The sequence below is a fragment of the Paenibacillus sp. 01T422 genome (assembly GCF_056398785.1).
Genome location: NZ_JBFTQB010000176.1, coordinates 1 through 18685, shown reverse-complemented (window position 1 = coordinate 18685; position 18685 = coordinate 1). Strand labels below are relative to the sequence as shown.

At 46.0% G+C, this 18685-nt stretch carries 10 protein-coding genes and 4 pseudogenes; 4 read left to right on the top strand and 10 right to left on the bottom strand.

Translation table 11 applies throughout. From position 1 onward, the window contains the following. Positions 1–72 precede the first annotated feature (72 nt). On the bottom strand, positions 73–834 hold the full coding sequence (locus tag AC1DUA_RS12435; RefSeq protein ID WP_477500049.1) for a YveK family protein: 762 nt from the start codon (positions 832–834) through the stop codon (positions 73–75). A 187-nt stretch (positions 835–1021) separates the two neighbouring features. Then, complete coding sequence (locus tag AC1DUA_RS12430; protein WP_477500048.1) at positions 1022–2131, bottom strand: HD domain-containing phosphohydrolase; 1110 nt, start codon at positions 2129–2131, stop codon at positions 1022–1024. Positions 2132–2571: 440 nt separating this feature from the next. On the opposite strand from AC1DUA_RS12430, the gene AC1DUA_RS12425 reads away from it, so the two are divergent. Further along, positions 2572–3105, top strand: coding sequence for a collagen-like protein (locus AC1DUA_RS12425; RefSeq protein ID WP_477500050.1), 534 nt, complete (start codon positions 2572–2574; stop codon positions 3103–3105). A 540-nt stretch (positions 3106–3645) separates the two neighbouring features. On the opposite strand, the pseudogene AC1DUA_RS12420 reads toward AC1DUA_RS12425, so the two are convergent. The 8 genes and pseudogenes from AC1DUA_RS12420 to AC1DUA_RS12385 all read right to left on the bottom strand — a co-directional run. After that, positions 3646–3927: pseudogene (locus tag AC1DUA_RS12420) on the bottom strand (fibronectin type III domain-containing protein); the annotation flags it as partial. A 96-nt stretch (positions 3928–4023) separates the two neighbouring features. Next, positions 4024–4635, bottom strand: a pseudogene (locus AC1DUA_RS12415) (glycosyl hydrolase); the annotation flags it as partial. Between the two features lie 275 nt (positions 4636–4910). Continuing rightward, the gene (locus AC1DUA_RS12410) at positions 4911–7133 is read right to left on the bottom strand and encodes a glycoside hydrolase family 88/105 protein (protein WP_477500047.1); all 2223 of its coding nucleotides are present in this window, start codon (positions 7131–7133) and stop codon (positions 4911–4913) included. 16 nt (positions 7134–7149) lie between these two features. Beyond that, positions 7150–8889 (bottom strand): hypothetical protein, encoded by a 1740-nt coding sequence (locus AC1DUA_RS12405; RefSeq protein ID WP_477500046.1) that lies wholly within the window; start codon positions 8887–8889, stop codon positions 7150–7152. A gap of 9 nt (positions 8890–8898) precedes the next feature. Next, positions 8899–9558, bottom strand: a pseudogene (locus tag AC1DUA_RS12400) (TIM barrel protein); the annotation flags it as partial. Between the two features lie 89 nt (positions 9559–9647). Further along, positions 9648–11324 carry a type 2 periplasmic-binding domain-containing protein gene (locus AC1DUA_RS12395; RefSeq protein ID WP_477500045.1) on the bottom strand — a complete coding sequence of 559 codons (1677 nt, stop codon included), beginning with the start codon at positions 11322–11324 and terminating at the stop codon, positions 9648–9650. Between the two features lie 61 nt (positions 11325–11385). Further along, positions 11386–12258: a carbohydrate ABC transporter permease gene (locus AC1DUA_RS12390; protein ID WP_477500044.1), complete on the bottom strand. Its 873-nt coding sequence runs from the start codon at positions 12256–12258 to the stop codon at positions 11386–11388. Positions 12259–12273: 15 nt separating this feature from the next. Beyond that, positions 12274–12917 (bottom strand): annotated as a pseudogene (locus AC1DUA_RS12385) (ABC transporter permease subunit). Positions 12918–13156: 239 nt separating this feature from the next. Between AC1DUA_RS12385 and AC1DUA_RS12380 the strand changes: the two are divergent. From AC1DUA_RS12380 to AC1DUA_RS12370, 3 genes are all read left to right on the top strand, one after another. Continuing rightward, positions 13157–14965, top strand: coding sequence for a cache domain-containing sensor histidine kinase (locus tag AC1DUA_RS12380; protein WP_477500043.1), 1809 nt, complete (start codon positions 13157–13159; stop codon positions 14963–14965). Continuing rightward, the gene (locus tag AC1DUA_RS12375) at positions 14952–16505 is read left to right on the top strand and encodes a response regulator transcription factor (protein ID WP_477500042.1); all 1554 of its coding nucleotides are present in this window, start codon (positions 14952–14954) and stop codon (positions 16503–16505) included. The genes AC1DUA_RS12380 and AC1DUA_RS12375 overlap by 14 nt, the downstream gene beginning before the upstream one ends. Before the next feature lie 391 nt (positions 16506–16896). Then, positions 16897–18069 (top strand): ATP-binding protein, encoded by a 1173-nt coding sequence (locus AC1DUA_RS12370; RefSeq protein WP_477500041.1) that lies wholly within the window; start codon positions 16897–16899, stop codon positions 18067–18069. Positions 18070–18685 lie beyond the last annotated feature (616 nt).

The window sequence follows — 18685 nt, the reverse complement described above, 5'->3', positions numbered from 1 at the left end:
ATATTAAATCTAAGGGATCTATAAGCTTCTGATGAAGGCGAATTGGGATTCTTTTGCATCATTATGGAAGCATCAGTGGATAGTTTTGGCATATGCAATATCCTCTACTTTTTTTCTGGATTTATTTTTCTGCGCCGTCCTTAGAGCTTTGGTTTTCACCTTCGGTATGTAGGCTAAGGTTGAGAGTTCAAAAGCTTCTCGAACATCCTCGTCCGTTTTCAATGTATCATCCAAAGCATCCAGCAGAAGAATGATACCAATTGTAACAGCGAGCGATGCAACAAAACTGAGAATGATATATTGATTCGACCTTTGATTCACGGGTGTAGGATTGTCCTGAACTTTGGCTCTATTCAGAATGGTGATATTATCGACCTTCATAATTTTGGGGATCTCTGTTTGGAAGACATCTGATACCGCATTCGCAATCTTCACGGCTTTATCATGTGAAAAATGTCGAGCCGTAATCGACATCACTTGCGTTTCATTGAGATTCGACACATTCACAATAGAAATTAATTGATCGGTAGAAACATTCAAGTCAGGGTATCGTTGTACGACTTTATCCATAATCGCTGGGGTTCTAATGATCTCTTTGTAGGTATTAATGAGGGCCATATTAACACTAATTGCTCCATAATCGATTTGCTCCTTGCCAAGTTGAYCCTGCTCGAATGTCTTATTCACAATCAATTTGGTTGAAGCCTGATAAATTGGAACATAATTGGCTGTCGTATACATGGCTGTAAAAAGGGTACAACCAAATACAATTAAAGCAATTAGCCACCAACGCTTCTTTATAATCATCAAATATTCTTTTAAATTAATTTCCATGTTTCCCCTCCGTGAGAAGTCATCTTTTCAAATAAAGAATGATACTATTTGTATCTTAATTCTATTACTACTTTAAGATACTTTTCGTATCATGTCAACAAAATATTCCATTTTTAAGTTCCAAATTGTATCATGAAAAATGCCCATAAAAAAAAGAAAAGTACCTCGAAAGGCCTTCTCTTTTTGTTTAATTCATTCCCACAGATTTCACTAAATTCTTCTCACCTTTAAGTCCTGAAACCATCAATGCTTGCTGCAAAAGTAATGCCAACAGCCGGCGCATCGAGCCGATTCCAATTTTACTCATAATATTCGCTAAGTGAATCTTGACCGTTTTCTCGCTGATGCAACAGCTTTCGGCGATATAGACGACTTCCGCCCATCGACCATCCGTCAATTTTACTTTCCTGCCAACTAAGCTTCGAATCATATTTCTTAGGAACACAGATACGATATGCGGGTCCAACTCTCCAAAAAGACCTGCGCGCATCTGTCGCACGACTTCGTAGAAGGGCATCATGTCTTGATAAGGTCTATTCGAGGACATGGCATGGAACACATCGGCGACGGCAACAATACGGCTCAAACGATCGATTTGGCTATCTTTTAACCCCATAGGATATCCACTTCCATCTGCTCGTTCATGGTGCTGCAAGGCGACAAGTGATACTCGGTAGTTGACTCCAACTGTCTCCCTGAGCATGTTATAGCCTCGAATCGTATGCTGTTTCATTTCGTTGAATTCTTCTTTTGTTAATTTCCCCGGTTTTTGGAGAATGTCTTGCGATATTTTAATTTTACCGACATCATGCAGGGTAGCTGCTAGCGTCAATAATGCTACCTCTTTATCTTCCATCTTAAGCCATTTTCCAATTAATGTCGAAAGTATGCCTACTCCAACATTATGCTGATGTGTATACTCATCTTTGGCCTTAACAGCTTCAAGGAGTTCAAATAAATCAGGATGTTCGGCAGCTTGCTGCACAATAGGAATGAGTTGATTTCTAATTTCGTACAAAGGGATTTTTTTCTCTGATTCCATTTGCTCGAATAATTGTTTGGCGAACAGAGAAGCTTTCTGTACTAAAATTTCTGAAGAAGCTTGGGAGTCGGTGACTACTAGTTCTTGTTCCAGTTGCTCTTGGGGACTTGTCGTAATAATGTCCATGAAGTCAATACGATGCTGTCTGAATAAATCTAAGTGTTCTGCCGTTAGAACGGTTAAGCTTGGCGCTAATACAAGTCCATAGCTCGTTGTTACATCGTATTTCAACATTTTCCCCGTAAGTTCTCTCAATTAACCCCGCCCCAATTATTTCAAAATATAACCAATTTCTATTATATACGACAAATTAGGTTACAACCATGGGAGGTAAATCCCGTATTTTTCCTTTACTAATAGGATAAAAAGACTAGACCCTTCATAAATCAAAATATAATTAGGACTATTGGTATAGTTTGGCAAAATCTCTCCTCATGACCAGCTCCAACCGTGACATTCGTCTAGCCTCCTGCATATAGTAAGTATCGACTAATCCGCTTTTACCTAAGGAGGAACTTAGATCCATGACTTCAAACAAAAAACAAGAGACTCGGAATTTGGAACGGGACAATGACGTATTGCAGCAGCCGGAAATTGACCCTGGGTATGCTGATTCCTATCCTCAAACCGCGCCTTATGCATACGGTTACCCTGTACCGCAAGCCTACGCTTGGGTACCTATCTATGACACACGTATGCTCGGGCTACCCGGCTTGCCTGGATTCCCAGGGCAATCTGGATTCCCAGGGCAACCCGGATTGCCGGGGCAATCTGGATTCCCAGGGCAACCTGGATTCCCGGGGCAATCTGGATTCCCAGGGCAACCCGGATTCCCGGGGCAACCTGGATTCCCGGGGCAACCTGGATTCCCAGGGCAACCTGGGTTCCCAGGGCAACCCGGATTCCCAGGGCAACCTGGATTCCCGGGGCAGCCTGGATTCCCAGGCCCAGATGTGCCAGGTGGCAATGAGCAAGCACCAACATCGGCTCCGCCTGCGTATACCCCGCAAAAGCCGCAATCTGTGGCTGGTTCCACATTCGCAGTAGATCCGGGTGGCATTAGACGCTGCATGTTCCGCTTCACCTATGTATGGCTAAGCAATGGCCAGCAGTTCTGGTATTTTCCGACTTTTGTCGGTCGTAATTCCATTTCCGGCTTCCGTTGGAATGGTTTCTCCTGGATGTTTTTCGGTATCGATTTACGTTTTATCGATTCCTTCACATGCTAACAGAGCAATAAAAGCAGAAAGTCCGTCACACACGTTAAGTGGATGTCGGACTTTTTGGCATTACACGGCAGCTGCGTAGATCGCCATCCCCGTCGTGCCTGGATCGCCAGTTACCCGCCGTATCTCCATATTTAATACGCCGTCCTTCACGGTGACACTGTAAGGACCATATTTGGCCCAAGTGTTTAGAGCTAACATCCCGATTGGAGTTGTTGTTACCTGCGCACCTTCAAGAACCATATCGAAGGAACATGAATTTGCTTGATAACTTTCAATGGACCAAACATACACTTGATAACTGCCACTGGACAGCGATTGAGCAACCGTAAAACTGGATTCTGAAGCATAAACTTTAGAATTAAGCATTGCGCTTGAAGCGATGTCAACTTCAGGAACCGGAGTAATAGCCGGTGAATTAACGTAAGATTTTACATTGGGTGAATACGTTAATAGAACATGATTTCCCGCTAGCCATCCTTGTCCATCAATCGTAATAGATGACCCTCCGAAATTAATGCCACGAACCAAATTCGTATAGATAGCATCGGTTGTCACCGTGAGCGGTGGGGTAAAAGCAGAATTATTTCCCGCAGCATCTTTTGCTTTTACTAAAAAGCGGTACGCCGTATTCGCCGTTAGACCCGTGACTGTAAAGCTGGTCATTGTCGTAGTTCCCGCTAAGGTTGTGTTATTCACATAAACTTCGTATCCCGTTACGCCAATATTATCTGTCGATGCCGTCCAGGTTAGTGTAACAGAGGTCATGGTCTTGGATGACGCCGCCAAGTTCATCGGCATTGTCGGTGCTTGAGTATCTGGAGTCGGTATTGTGGGGATATTGACCTCACTTCGATTCAACGTTTTTGCTACGGAAGTCGGGTATAAGGCATTTCGCTGCCCCGGGGTATTATAGTCGTATAAATAATTCGCCCACACCATAAACCATACCCAATTGGGTTGCTGATTAAAGGTTGAGCTCGGGAATAATTGGCCAATTTCTGCCACGGCAACTGGTTTTCCACCGGAAATAGCCACGAGACCCTCATAATATTCCTGCTTAAATGGCTCGTTCCCATACATATATAAATCCGTCCCTAAGATATCGCATTTGCTTGTCCCTACGAAATGTGTCAAGTAAGGGTTAATGTCTGAACTCTTAGGCGCATTCGCATTCCAAACCCAAAGCGTCGTACTTCTTTGGACATTGGACCAAGTATAGGTTGTGAGTGGATAATTCTGATGCCAAATCATGGTCACAATACCGCCACTTTGAACATATTTCTTCGCTGCATTCGTTACATTCTGTCTTTGAGTTGTGACCTGCGCAGCTGTCTGACCTGAAATGGGTCCCATTTCATACCCGGCAACACCAGGGTAATCACTGTACAGCTTGTTAATCTCATTGACATAACCATTCGGGTCCTCCAGCCAGTTATGAATCCCCGTTAATGTTTTGGAACCTGATATCGTATACAAGTAATTCAAAACATCAATCGCTTTCTGGCTAGCCTTTGAATTAATCGGAAGCATCATCCTACTCACCTCGCAATGTTATGGTATATTCGCATACATTTATATGAATCTAGCAAATCTAATGTCTGCCACAATCATATATTATGCACCTTTAGCACTATTTGATTAGGTAAAATGTAATAAATTGTAGAAAATACAAAAAAAACCTCTAATATATCGAGAGAATCTCTCTCGCATACTAGAGGAAAGAACTATTCGTGGTCATCGCCACCAGGAATCGACAAACAAAAATAGCACTATTTTAACATAAAATCCGCCGTGACTGACTGTCTTCAACCCCTGCTTGCCAGCTCCCTTAACCCATCCTTCAGCTTAACGATCTCGGTACCTGCCAGCATCATAATACCTACCCCATGGTTATCGTTCGTGACGGTAAGCAGATCATTCTTGTAATAGTCCGCTGTAAAAGCATATCGTGAGCCGCTGCAAACGCCATGCACGTTACCCTGTGCGTCAATGGCATAACGCGTTAAGCCATCCCAGGCTTTGAGCGCAGCCTGTATGAACTGCTGCGGCTCAGTGAGCCAGCCGAAGCGGACGCCTCTGGCAAACGAATACGCAAACATCGCCGTACAAGAAGCCTCATGATACGCGTCAGGATCATTCAACACCTGATGCCACAGCCCGCTCTCTGCTTGAAGCTCGGCGTAACCCGCGCACAGCTCGTTAAAGAAGCGGACAAGCTCAGCGCGAAGCGCATGATCTGCCGGCAAGGCCTCCAGCACCTCGGTCAGGGAGAATAAGGTCCATCCGTTGCCACGTCCCCACGGAATATTCGTCGGCATCCCGTATTTGAAATCAAATACGTGGGACATGATGCGCTGCTCCGGCATAAACAGATAGTTCCGGAAGAGAAGGAACTGTTTAGCCGCTTCATCCAGCGCTTCACGGTTTCCCGTGATTGCCGCATAACGGCACAGGAAAGGTGTGCTCATGTAGAGGTCGTCAGCCCACATGGTATTCTCCGAATACTCATCCTGACACACGCGATAGAAGGCACCGTCTTCCTTCCGCTCCAACTGCTGAAGCATGAAGTCGGCAATTCTCTCCGCAATTGGCAGGTAACCCGAATGCTTATCTTCCTTATATGACTCCAACATGGCAGATCCGAACGAGCCGCAGTTGTCGAGCATTTTCATCATGACCAACTGCTGATTAATGGCCGGAAACCCATACTGCTCGCGATCCCATAGCGAGTACTCGAACATATCGGTACAGCTTTGAACATGATTCAGCGCATACGAGAGAATATCCCGCCGTTCCAGTAAACGACCAGCTTGCAGCAGACCGTAGATGGTCACCCCCAGCGGATAATCCCAGCGAGCAAAGTTGGTCATATTGCCAACCGTCCACTTATTGCTCAGCATGGCGTTCTCATAATAGGGACGAATCCACGTCTCTGGCTGGTCCAAGCGCCAATAATTGTTCGCAAAAATTCGCTTCGTCGTAGCGATCTCGTTGTCATTCAGTTCCACATTTGCATCAAAAGGACCCAAATAGAGCCATGCCTCATCTGATCCATGCACGTCCACAGGCGAATGGAACGGCACCTGCTCTCCGCCCGCATACGCATGTATGGCGAAGCCCCACGAACGTGATGTGAGCTCACACTCGCTGCGGATCACTACATCGTGTTTGCCGAATGCAAGCGGCACGTCCACTTGGAAGCTGCCTTCCATCTTCAGCGCTGCAACCTGATGGCCGTCTACCCAAACGGTCAGCGGTCCGGTTGTGCTTCCCTTTAGCACATAAGGAGCGTTGCCGATGCCGACAGCATCCAGCTGGGTCCAAGCGTAAGCCCGCTTTCCGGGCTGGAGGCCGAACATGCGCTCACAGACCTGTAAAGCTAGCTCTTCTTCGCTCCACTCGCATGCCGGCAGCCAAGTGACTCCTTGCTCCTTCTCGGAAGAGAACGCTGCTGGCAGCGGACTCTCCTCGAACAGATCGAAGTCGACTGGAGCTGAGTACACCCATCCCGCATGCCCCGCTCTTTCAGCGAATGGTGAACGCACATTCAGGATTCTTACTTTTGCTTCGTCTGATCCGAATAAACATCCGAATCCCGCCGGCGTCATCTTCGCTTTAATCAGAAGACGATTCCAGCCTTTGACGAAATTGAGGTTCAACTTGACGGTCGCATCAGGCTTCAGCTCGTCCATAACATTGGAACGATAGGTTAACTCATCATTAAAATAAAACTGAATAGGACCCAAACAACGCAGCAATACGTCTAGATTCCGATCGCTATCACTCCATACAAGCGAGTAAGCATAAGAAATTTGGCCCTGCCTTGCCTCTGGGAATCTATCACGAAGATTGAGATCGAATAAGCCCTCATCATTCTGCAGAATGCCTGACCGGTTGAACGCCCGAAAGGCAAAAGGCACAGGAGGATTGGCCCCGATATAGCGGTCAGCAAGCACTTTTAGTATGCATTTTTCGTCCCGACCCAACCGAGACTGGATGCTCTCTTGCTCATTGAAATAGGTTGTCATTTCTCCACAATCCTTTCTACAGCAGCCGTACCGTGAAGGTTCGGTCGAACGGCGTCACCAGGTTCACATGGACATATTGGCAGCCTGCCGGGTGCTGGTCTTCTCGAAGTATAGGTAGCAAGTGTTCGAAAGCTCCTGAGGATATTTCAATGCGATCTTCATCTACCCGGTAGGTCACAGATCCGCTTTTGAGGAAATATTTCCCTTCTCCTGCATCGTGCAGATCCTCTCCCTCTACCTCTCCTTCACTGCCCAGAATAAAAGTTAGCTGCGTAAAGATATCTTCACGTTCATCGGAATGAATGCGGATTGTCCAATCGGATTCATTGGGTGTAATCTCAACCTGCAGCTCATGCGTTTGCAGATGCGTCATCGGCCGATGCTGATGTGGCAGCAAGTACCACGGACTTACCGAGCCTTTCGCCGAAAGGGGAAGATGCTGCTGCGGGATTGGCCCGTTGTAGCCTTTTTCCATAACAACACCTAGTCGATAGACGCCATCTTCAGCGGTTAGCTGATCAAATTTAACGATACCTGGAGAGAAGGATGTGGACAGCTTAATGCCCAGTAATCTTACTTTCCCATGACGAAGCGAGAAGAAGGACGGTGTTTGCGGCATAATCGTTATGCTCTTATCCTTCTCCCGAATGCGCACGACTGGCGCTCCGAAGGCCAGATGCATGGAGCTGTGCTGAATTTTCAGATGATGGCCGACAGCGTCAATTAAGCCCAAGTGATCCTTCATAGGATGCTGCTGATTAAGGATGCAAGTATAGTGATCGGGCAGCTCTGCGCGTTCCAAATTACGGATAGCTTCCTCTACTTCCGGATAAAGCAGCACGTGCAGATGAGCGTTATTGTTTACGCCGTCAGGGCGTTTGATGAAAGCAGCGGCATAATCGCACATGGCAGCAAAAACTGGATCCTTATCATGCGCAGCCATTAAGCGATAAATCGTATAGTAGGTAGCCATGTCATAGGTTTGGCCGAAGTCCTGCCGGCCCGAGTAGTCGGTCACTACTTCCCCTGACGGATGGATGAGGTAGACCATCATACGCAGATTGAGGCGCACGCTATCCAATAGTTCAGGACGATTCAGTACACGTGCCGTATGATACAGTGCAACATTACTGACGGCATTGTAAATTCCATTGCTCCGCTCGGTCCATTCACCATCTGCCGTAATATCTAGACCTTCAGCCAGCCATTCATCCGCTCGCGCAAGGAGCTCCGGCCTCTTGAAAATGTCATACAGTTGGGCTAATGCGGCCGTAAGAACCCAGCGATGATTCGGCGTATGGCAGCCACCTGTCAGCATGGCTGGTATCGTTCGTTCCAGAAATAGCTTTAATTTGGCTGCTATCGGCTGTAGGACCGAYCAATCATGACCTGCGAGCAGTTGATATATCTGCGCGACCCCGCCAATCACGAAGCCGGTGTCAGGAGGTGAGTTATAATTGGTTGAACCCAGCGAAATCGTCCCGTCCGTATGCTGCCTATTCAGCATGAAAGATGCTGCTAGCCCCAAGGAAGCTGCTAATGACTCACTGTGGTAGAATCTGGAGTCAGGATTCACCAAAGCCGTTGCCCATGCAGCTATATAAACAGGCGTACTGTGATGGCTTGCGCGCGCAATGCCCGTCTCGTCTTTCACGCCGCCGTAATACTTGGATGCTGGATCTAGTACCTGATTGCCTAGCGCAGATGCCGCCAGATCGTCATTATTTTCCACTAACTGCTTATATATAAAGTCCATATGTATCACCTATTGCCCTTTCCTAGCTGCTATTTTACTTGTGATAAGACTGTGGCTCTCCTCGATCTCATCCGGCTGGCAGACAGCCTTCAACTCGTACACTTTAACCTTAGCCATGTCGATAGCTTCAAGGAAATGATCAAAGTAATGTGGATCTTTACTATGTACATAGGGACACCAATGGTCGGAAAGCCCAAGTGTTTCATGAATATGTACACCATAAATATAGCGCTTAACTTCCTCCAGCTCTTTCAGATTATCGTACAATCCCATTCGATCCATCATCATAGCATGACCGATATCGTACCAAAGACGAACAGGGCTGCCCTCCAAATGATCGCAAATCGTTTTGGCCTCCATCAGCGTCGGCATCTGATACGATCTCGAGCGTGTTTCGATGCCAATCGCGATATCCCATCCTTTTTTCGCTGCATAGTCACTCACTTCGTCCAAGCTGTCTTGAATCCGTTTCGTATACCGCGGACTAAGCTTCTCGCGCCTCTCCAGCATGTTCTGCCACAGTGCTTGATACTCCGCCGACGCCCTCCCGTGATCCTGATAGAACTTCTTCAAATCCAGATCAATATTGTACGCAAAAGGCACTTCACCAGGATGCACGACCACGGCTTTGGCTCCATACCGATTGGCGTACTCCATCGACCGAATGAGCCTTCCAGAAGTAGGGGATGAACTGGCCTTTCTACTTTGGGTAAAACCCGTGTACAGCCGCGGCAATAAAAACGTAGGCAGCCTAATCGCTATTTTACAGTTTCCATTTGTTGTTTCGCGATAATCATGGCATCCTTAGCCAGGAAAGCTGTATCTTTATTCTCTTGATACCACTTATTCATGAAATCCTCGAGCTGTTGACCGCCAGCTTTGGCCCAAGCTGCTTGCGAGTCTTTAATCGCTTGCTCTGGCGTGTATTTAGCGCCGCTTAGAATGGCTTTAACGAATAAGTCGCCTTTTTCTTTCAGAATCGTTGTATTAATCACTTGAAGATCTGCACTATACACAGGCATGTGGTCACCTAAAGTAATCCCTGGATATTCCCTTTGCGGGTCAAAATAGAGCTTCTGAACCTCTTTATACATATCCATACCCGCTTTTTGTGCTGGCACTTCCGCATTGAAACCATTCAGAACATACGTACATTTATCTACGCCCGATGAGAAGAACATGGTATAGTCATACGCGTAGCCGACTTCATTTTTGGACTTAGCAGGATCTATCGCTTGTGGACAACCATTAGGAGCTTTCTTCCAGTGAGTGCCTTCGTCTCCATTGACAATCTTATTAGCGGTTTCCGGCTTCATAATAAAATCAAGATAGCGGCCAACGGCTTCCGGATCTTTCGCTTTGGCATTCACGACTGTCGTCATCTGAACAGGATTATCGATTGCACCTGTAAATGTCCCCAGCGGTGATTTCGGATAACCTAGTGGTGCTACGCCCGCCCCAGGCGCATTTTTCTGCAAAGTCGTCAGGTCATTCATGACAAAGTCATACCAACCTCCAGTAAACTTCACGTAAATGCCGATCTTTCCATTGAGAAAGTCCTGTTTCGCCTTGGCACCGTCTTTATCGTTGATATAGTCTTTATCGATCAAGCCTTCATCATAGAGACGCTTCTTGAATGCGAGAGATGCAAGCTCTTTATCCCACGCACGGACAACTTTGCCATCCTTAAGATCCCATGCCAGCAGCGAACTAGATGAGCTCTCACCAAACATCTCATTGATCGCTTGCTCGGAATATGTGCTCATATTGAGGCCATATGTATCCTTTTTACCATTACCATCAGGGTCTTGATCGGCAAATGCTTTAGCCACATTCAATAATTCATCCGTTGTAGTCGGCATAGCAAGATTTAATTTCTTCAACCAATCTGTCCGTATGAGCAAAATATGAGCAGGAACCGCTTCTTTGACCTTACCGATTTCGTACAGCTTGCCATCGGGCTTCGTCCCCGCTTTTTTCAACTGAGGATATTGCGTCAGCAGCTTCTGGTATTCAGGCATGTATTGTAAAATGTTATCAATAGGAAGCAGCTGCTTTTGATCATACAAACTACCTCGAAACGGTGTCGTGTATTCGTTGACGATATCCGGAGCAGAACCCGATGCAAACAGAACGTTCAACTTTTTCGTTGAATCACTGCGCAGAATAGGAACATACTTCACGTTTACCGGCCCGTTCTGGTTGATCCATTTGCTCCAGCGATTCTCTTCATACGAACCTTCCGATGCAGGAACGGCGCCACGATCGTACATGGATACCGTCACATCCCCACGCTTGGCTGGCTTCTCCTCACCTTGTTTGCTGGTCGTCGTTGGTGCTGTTCCTTCTTTTTTGTCACTGCTGCAGCCAACTAACGTTGCTCCAAGTGCAACAACCCCTACGGTCATTCCAAGCCACAATCTCATGTTTTTCATACGCATTTTCCCCCTGCGAAATTTTATAGTGACGTTTTGTTAAACGGGAACACCAACGATATTAACCTTTAACGGATCCAAGCATGACACCTTTGACGAAATACTTCTGCAAGAAAGGATAAATCACCAGCATAGGCACAACCATCACAACAACACCCACAGCTTTCACCATCTCTGTAGCAACCGCTGCTTGCTCCTCACTATTCAGGGAAGGAGAATTCAATAGATCATTCTTTTGCAGCATGGCTTGCACAACGACAGTTAGATTCATCATGTCGCTCTTATTGATATACATCAGCACACTCATGAACGCGTTCCAATAGTTAATGCCATAAAATAACGCCAAAGTCGCCAACATCGGCAAGGATAACGGTAAGATAACTCGAATGAGCAGTGCGGTATCACTACATCCGTCAATTCGCGCAGCTTCCTGTACTTCATACGGAATGTTCTCAAAATAGCTTTTCATCAGCAGCATATTGTAAGTGCTAATGAATCCTGTCAACCATAAGGACCAGTAGGAGTCGATAAGATRCATATTTTTTACCACGAGATAGGTTGGAATTAATCCTCCAGCGAATAACATCGTAAATACCATACCGAGAACCAGATAACGACGAGCGAATAAATAGGATCTGGACAACGGGTAGGCGGCTAAAATAGTGCCGAGTAAACTTAATACCACGCCGACTACGGTAATGAACACGCTATTTTTGAAAGCATTAAAAGCTGGACTCGCGATGAAGAAAATTTTGTAGGCTGTGAACTGCAGCCCTATCGGCCAGAAGAAGACGTGACCTGAATCTACAGATGACCGATCGCTCAGTGATAGCGCTATGATATGAATAAATGGCAGGATGCAAGTTAAGGCAATGAGTGCAAGCAGCACGTAATTGACCGTATAGAAAAGCTTTTCTCCTCTTGTCGCTTTCAATACATGTCCTCCTCTCTAGAACAAAGCTTGATCGAATTTTTTGGCAATCTGATTTGCGATCAGCACGAGGCTGCAGCTAATGACCGATTCGAATAGTCCCATGGCCGTCGTCAAGCTAAATTGAGAGCTGCCTAATCCTATTTTATAAATGTAAGTACTGATAACCTCCGACACGTCCGCAACCGCAGCGTTCTGTAAGTTATACACCTGATCAAATCCTACTTCCATAATCTTCCCCATGGCTAATATCAGCAATAATATAATGGTGTGCCGAATGCCGGGGAGCGTTACGTGCCACATCTGACGCCACTTCGTAGCTCCATCTATACAGGCTGATTCATAAAGCGAAGGATCAATCGTCGTTAGAGCAGCCAAGTAGATGATGGTAAGCTTAGAAAGCTCAGCCAGAACGTATTCCAAATGATTTGGAGCGTATTGGAGCTGGAAAACAAAAGGTTAAAATTCTTCAACCCCACCCAAGGGCTATTCCATATGCCATCCGCAAAATTATAAGTTTTGAAAGCGATAACAAGTCCGCCCATAGGCCAATATTTGAATAACACATAATAAGCGATAACTGGAATTAACATGATGAACAAAGGAATGTTTTGTTTTAATCGCCTGCTCCGTTTTAGAGAAGCTGTCTTGTGCAGGTTCATAGATGATAAAGTGACAGGAGGTTCTTCGATTCGACTGCTCATGCTTGCTCACTCCCTAATTTCTTTGGTATGAATCCTATCATACCCGGGTTGGTGTATCAAAACCCTTAAAAAATTATAGAAGATTCTATAAATTCATTAGGTAATGGATGGAAGCGATTATTATATGAAAAAAATATTGTATAATGTCCTCAGCAACGTTATGGCTTGCAAACTATAAGCAAATTGGGGAATCTGAGATGCAAATCTGGCGACAACTACTCATTGGAATCAACCGGAGCTTCAGGATCAGATTAATTATTAGCCTGTCCGCCATCATTTTACTTGCCTTCGGGATTACCGGTTATTTGACTTATCAGTATAATCTGAAATTGTTTGAAGAGGAGATCAGCAAGCAATTCTCCCGGACGAATGAAGAGGCTTTGGCCAAAATTGAGATGAAAGTTCAGGAGATTGTACGCGTCTCCCAAACCGTGGTATTCAATCCGCAAATTGAAATGCTCATCAAACGAATCAACTCACAAGAGGATTCCGATGCCTTTAATCTGTATTATGATAAAAAACAAATTGAAGAGCAGATTTTCCAAATTAAATCAGACGCGCCTTATATTACAGGCATGTATCTGTATGACTTAAACGGCAATCCTTCCTATTTCAGTTATACGACTTCTGCGATCAAAAACTTGGATGCCCCAACCTTTCAAACGATCCAATCCAAACTAAGCGACACCTATGGGAACTTAGCCTGGATGAGCATGCCTCTGCCTAGCTCCATTGAACCGAGTGGTTTCAGGCAAACCATTATTATCGCTAGATTAATGAAAAATAGCGCGCTGCAAACATACGGTGTTCTCGTGATGGCTGTGGATGAATCATTTTTTGCTGGAATATTAAAGGAATTAACCAAAGACGGCACAGGCGAAGTCTATTTGTACAACGCTAACAAGGAATTGCTGTATAGTAATTCCACGCATGAAACAGCTGAGAAAGCGCAGCTGCTAATGGATATGAACGAAACTCGGGTGATGAACAATCATCTGTATGTACAGGGAATATCCAAAGCGATCTCCTTCAAGCTTGTCAGCTCAACCTCCCTATCCGACATTCAAGTTAAAAATAAAAATTTATCCAAGCGCATTGTCTATACTGGCTTAATCAGTATTCTATTAACGAGCATTCTCATCGTCATCTCGACAGGCAAGCTCTTGAGACCGATCAAGGATTTATTGCTTGGACTGCGCAAAGTGCGTTCCGGTGACTTCAGTGCCCGTATTGAAATCCGCACCAAGGATGAACTGGCTTATATGGGCGAGAGCTTCAATGCCATGGCTGAGCAGGTCGGCAGGTTGATTACTGAGGTATATCTCACCCAGCTAAGCGAAAGAGAAGCAGAGCTTAAAGCGCTGCAGGTGCAGCTGAACCCTCATTTCCTGCACAATATGTTTAACGAAATTTACTGGAAACTTTATTTGCAAAATGAAAAGGACACTGCTGCCTTAATCGCCACCATTTCGGAAATGCTCAAATACTCCCTCATGCCCGTCCGTACACTGACAACCGTCAGGGAAGAATTCCAGCAAATTCGCAATTATGTGAAGATGCAAACCGAATTATTCGAACCCGAATTGGAAACGATTATTCAAGCGGATGAGCAAGTGCTGGATAACGAGATGATGCGCTTCCTTCTCCAGCCTCTCGTAGAAAATGTATTCGTACATGGCTTTCGAAATAAGGTGTCGCATAAGGTCCTGGTCATTCGAGCTCGCCAGCATCTTGAGCATCTGGAAATTGAGGTGACCGATAACGGCTGCGGTATGGATGAATCCGCGATCGCTATCCTGCTCGGACCGAAAGGTACGTCCCTGCCTCAGCGCTCAGATGGACGGGAACACCTTGGTGTTCGCAGTGTCGTTAGGCGGCTAGAGCTCGTTCACGGACAGCCTTACCGCCTCGAAGTTGAAAGTGTTGTGAATAGCGGAACGACGATGCGCCTAATCCTGCCTAATCACCCAACAAGAAAGGAGCTGAGCCAGCATGTTGAAGGGTAACGTAGTGATTGTTGAAGACCAACCCAACTTCCGTAAGGGCTTGATCAAAATGTTCGAGGAAGGACAAATTGGCTGGAACGTTGTCGGGGAGGCCAGCAATGGGCAAGATGCGCTGGCATTGGTAGATAGGGTCAAGCCCGATCTCGTGCTTACGGATATTCGCATGCCCGTCATGGATGGCATCGAATTTGTAGGACATTTGAGAAAACATTATCCAGACCTACTGGTGATCATCCTTACAGGCTACAAAAATTTTGAATACGCCCAGGCGGCGGTCAGACTCGGGGCGTTGGATCTACTTATCAAGCCTTGCACCGAACAAGACGTCATGCAAGTCATGAACAAAGCCTCTGAACGGTACTATGAGAAATACGCTCAGCAGCAGCATCTCCTCGCACAGCGTAAATTACAGCAGGATCAAGAGCTGCGTGCTGCTTTATTAGATCTACCTTCGTCTTATGAAGCCATGAAACACATGGATGAGCTTCTTCTGACGAAGGAGCTGTGGCTGCTTCAGCTGAACAGTGAAGACTTGGCCCTCAAAAATTACGGCAAATCGGACCTCAGCTTACTGCAGTTCGCTTTCTCCAATATCGCCGAGGAGCTGCTGAAAGGCGCTGGCCTACATGCCAGGCTCCTCTTGGTCGAACATGACCGTTTCGTCGTGGTCGCCGATAAGCCTGGGCCGGACGAAAGCTTCATCCAAGCCGTGCAGGATGCTTCTCTAGAGTACTTGAACATTCGGGTGAGCGTTCAAGCCATGGGCGCAGCTCCCTCTTATAAGCAGCTTGCTGAATTTTATAAGCAATTCAAGAGCAGTGAGACCACTTCGGATGCTGATGACCAACGGGTCGATAAAGAAGCGGGTACAGGCTCGGGAATGACACTCTCCTTAAATCAGGCGAAAGTAAATGAGCTGGAAATGAAGCTCATGTCTGCCATTCTGATCGCACAGGAGAATGCGCTGCAGCAGCTTCTGAATCAGCTGCTCACAGAATTGTCCCAGCAGCCGCCTGAAGATATGAAAATTCAGGCGCTAACGCTCTCGATTGCATTGCTGGGAACCATTCAGAAGCAGTTCGACCCTGATGGTAAAGAAGCGACAGCAAGAATACCGACCGACATGCCGCAGGCGCATTGGACTGTCGAAGAAGTCCTTCGCTGGGCAGACGTGCAGGTGAACAACTTCCTCTTTCTGTTCAATAACTGGCAGGCGTCCAAGAGCGACAACGTCATCGAAAAAGCTACAAAGTACATCGAGGAGCACTACAACGAAGAGTGCCGTCTAACGGATGTGGCCACCCATCTTCACCTCAACTCCAGCTATTTCAGCGTACTATTTAAAAAAGCAACCGGCGAAAGCTTCACCCGCTTCGTGACCCGTCTGCGCATGGACAAAGCAGCTCTGCTGCTGCGAAACACGGATATGAAAATATTCGAGATCGCTTGTGCCATTGGCTTCGATGAGCCAAATTATTTCACCAATGTATTCAAACAGCAATTCCAGATGTCTCCCAAGGAGTATCGGAATCATCGGTAACAGGGTGTCGCCCAAAACGACACCCTTCTCTCCTAATCTATACAAACGTTAAAAAAAAACATCAAAAATTAACGAAATCCGTGACATAAACCGACATATATTGAATCAAACTTCGTTTATAATCTATAAGATGAAGATTGCCAATTCTATACAAGAGTCGGGAGTGTTAACCGTTGGTCATCAAGATAATCAAACATATAGGTATCCCCTTTATTTGTTGCTTGACCATGGTATCATCCATAGCAATGGGGAATGCGCCAAATATCACCTCAGTCATTGCATTGGGCTGCGCTTTTTACCTCAGCATCGCCTTCGAGGGAAAGCTCCCTTTTTTAACCAACATTCAGTTTATATTCCTCGCCCTGTTTCATTGGTCCAGTCATTTGAATTGGTGCTTAATGCTGTATTATATTTTGATCGGTTTCTCGAAAAGAAACGTTTACGCGAGGAAAATGATTATCTTACGACGCATGACCCGCTGACAGGACTATTGAATTACGAAGGCTACGTAACCACCGTTGAAAGCTTGATGGTTAAGCGCTTAAACTTCATTTTAGTTCTGTTGGATTTCCAGGATTTCAAATCGGTAAATTACGAGAACATACACAACGGCAACGAAACACTCAATCAGATTGCGCTTTTGCTGGGCAGCATATTCTATGATTCCTATGCGATGTCCCGGTACGCTGGAGATCGGTTTGCCATCATTTTGCCGGCCAAAGAGAACCTTATATCTAATATTAGCGAATCCTTGGATTCGAATATTTTAGGTTTTCAGGTGACTTACAGCTTTGCCCAGCATCCTCACGAGGCCTCAACGAAGGAAGAACTCATCGCTTTGGCCGAGGAGCGTTTGTTCAAAAGCAAACGTGAAATATGGCTCAAACGAGAGGAGCATTTATTCCGCTCCGAGAAAATGAAGATGATCGGCGAATTAGCGGCAGGGATGGCACATGAAATCCGGAACCCCCTTACAACGATCAAAGGCTTCATGCAGATCGCGACCAAAAGCCAATACAATATCCAACCTTGGCATGAATTAATTATGAGTGAAATTCGAAGAATGAATGAGCTGACCGCGGAATTCCTGCAATTCTCCAAACCGCATATCAGCAACATGAAGCCGGAATCCGTTACGGAGTGTCTAGATCGGGTATTGTCATTAGCGGAATCGGATGCGCTTTATCGTGGGCATACCATCATTTTTGAAGCTACAGAAGAAGCTCTTTATATCTTCATCGATCGAGATAAAATTGTACAAGTTTTGTTAAATCTGATCCGAAATGCATTCGAAGCGATGAAGCATCCCGGCGATGTTCACGTGCGCATAAAACAGGAAAATGAACTCGCGATCATTGAAATTGAAGATTCCGGCGAAGGCATGTCCGCAAGCGAAATGGAGCAGATCTTCAATCCCTTCTATACCACCAAAGAAAATGGGACAGGTCTGGGCCTCTCCATTTGCCAAAAGATTGCCGTTGATCACGGCGGATCGCTGGAAGTCACAAGCTCGATTGGGCTTGGCTCCATCTTCAGCTTTAAGCTGCCAACGGTTGAAAACTAGTTGTTTTTCAGGAAAATACAAGACCGCCAAGGCCTGGGCCCTGACGGTCTTGTTTATTATCAATCTGGTACTAGACCATTACACCATTACACCACTATACCTCTACACCTCTATACCTCTACACCTCTACACCTCTACACCTCTACACCTCTACACCTCTACACCTCTACACCTCTACACCTCTACACCTCTACACCTCTACACCTCTACACCATTCCAGCACACTATTCACMATAYAGCCAACTGCCACCTCACCAGCCCCTAACAAATTCACAAAACCCCAGCGAGAACATCGCTAGTGGAACTGGAGTCCGCTATTTTGAGGAAAATGAGCTAATTCCTCTCTGTGCGGAACTACAAGGTCTTATATGCCCTCCATGGCAGGTTTTCCGGGTGAAATCGGCAAATTAGCGAACCGTAGTTCCCCCTGCACGTGGGAATTGAGATTTTCTCGGGAATAGCGGCCTGTAGTTCCGCTCTGAAGGAGCCATCGCAAGAACATTGCCTCCAAGAAGCTTCAAGTCAACCCCTGACGAGTAAACTTCGTCAGGGGTTGGTGTTAGCTACTTTACCAAGCCAGCACTGCACCATTCCATCACACTATTCACCATATAGC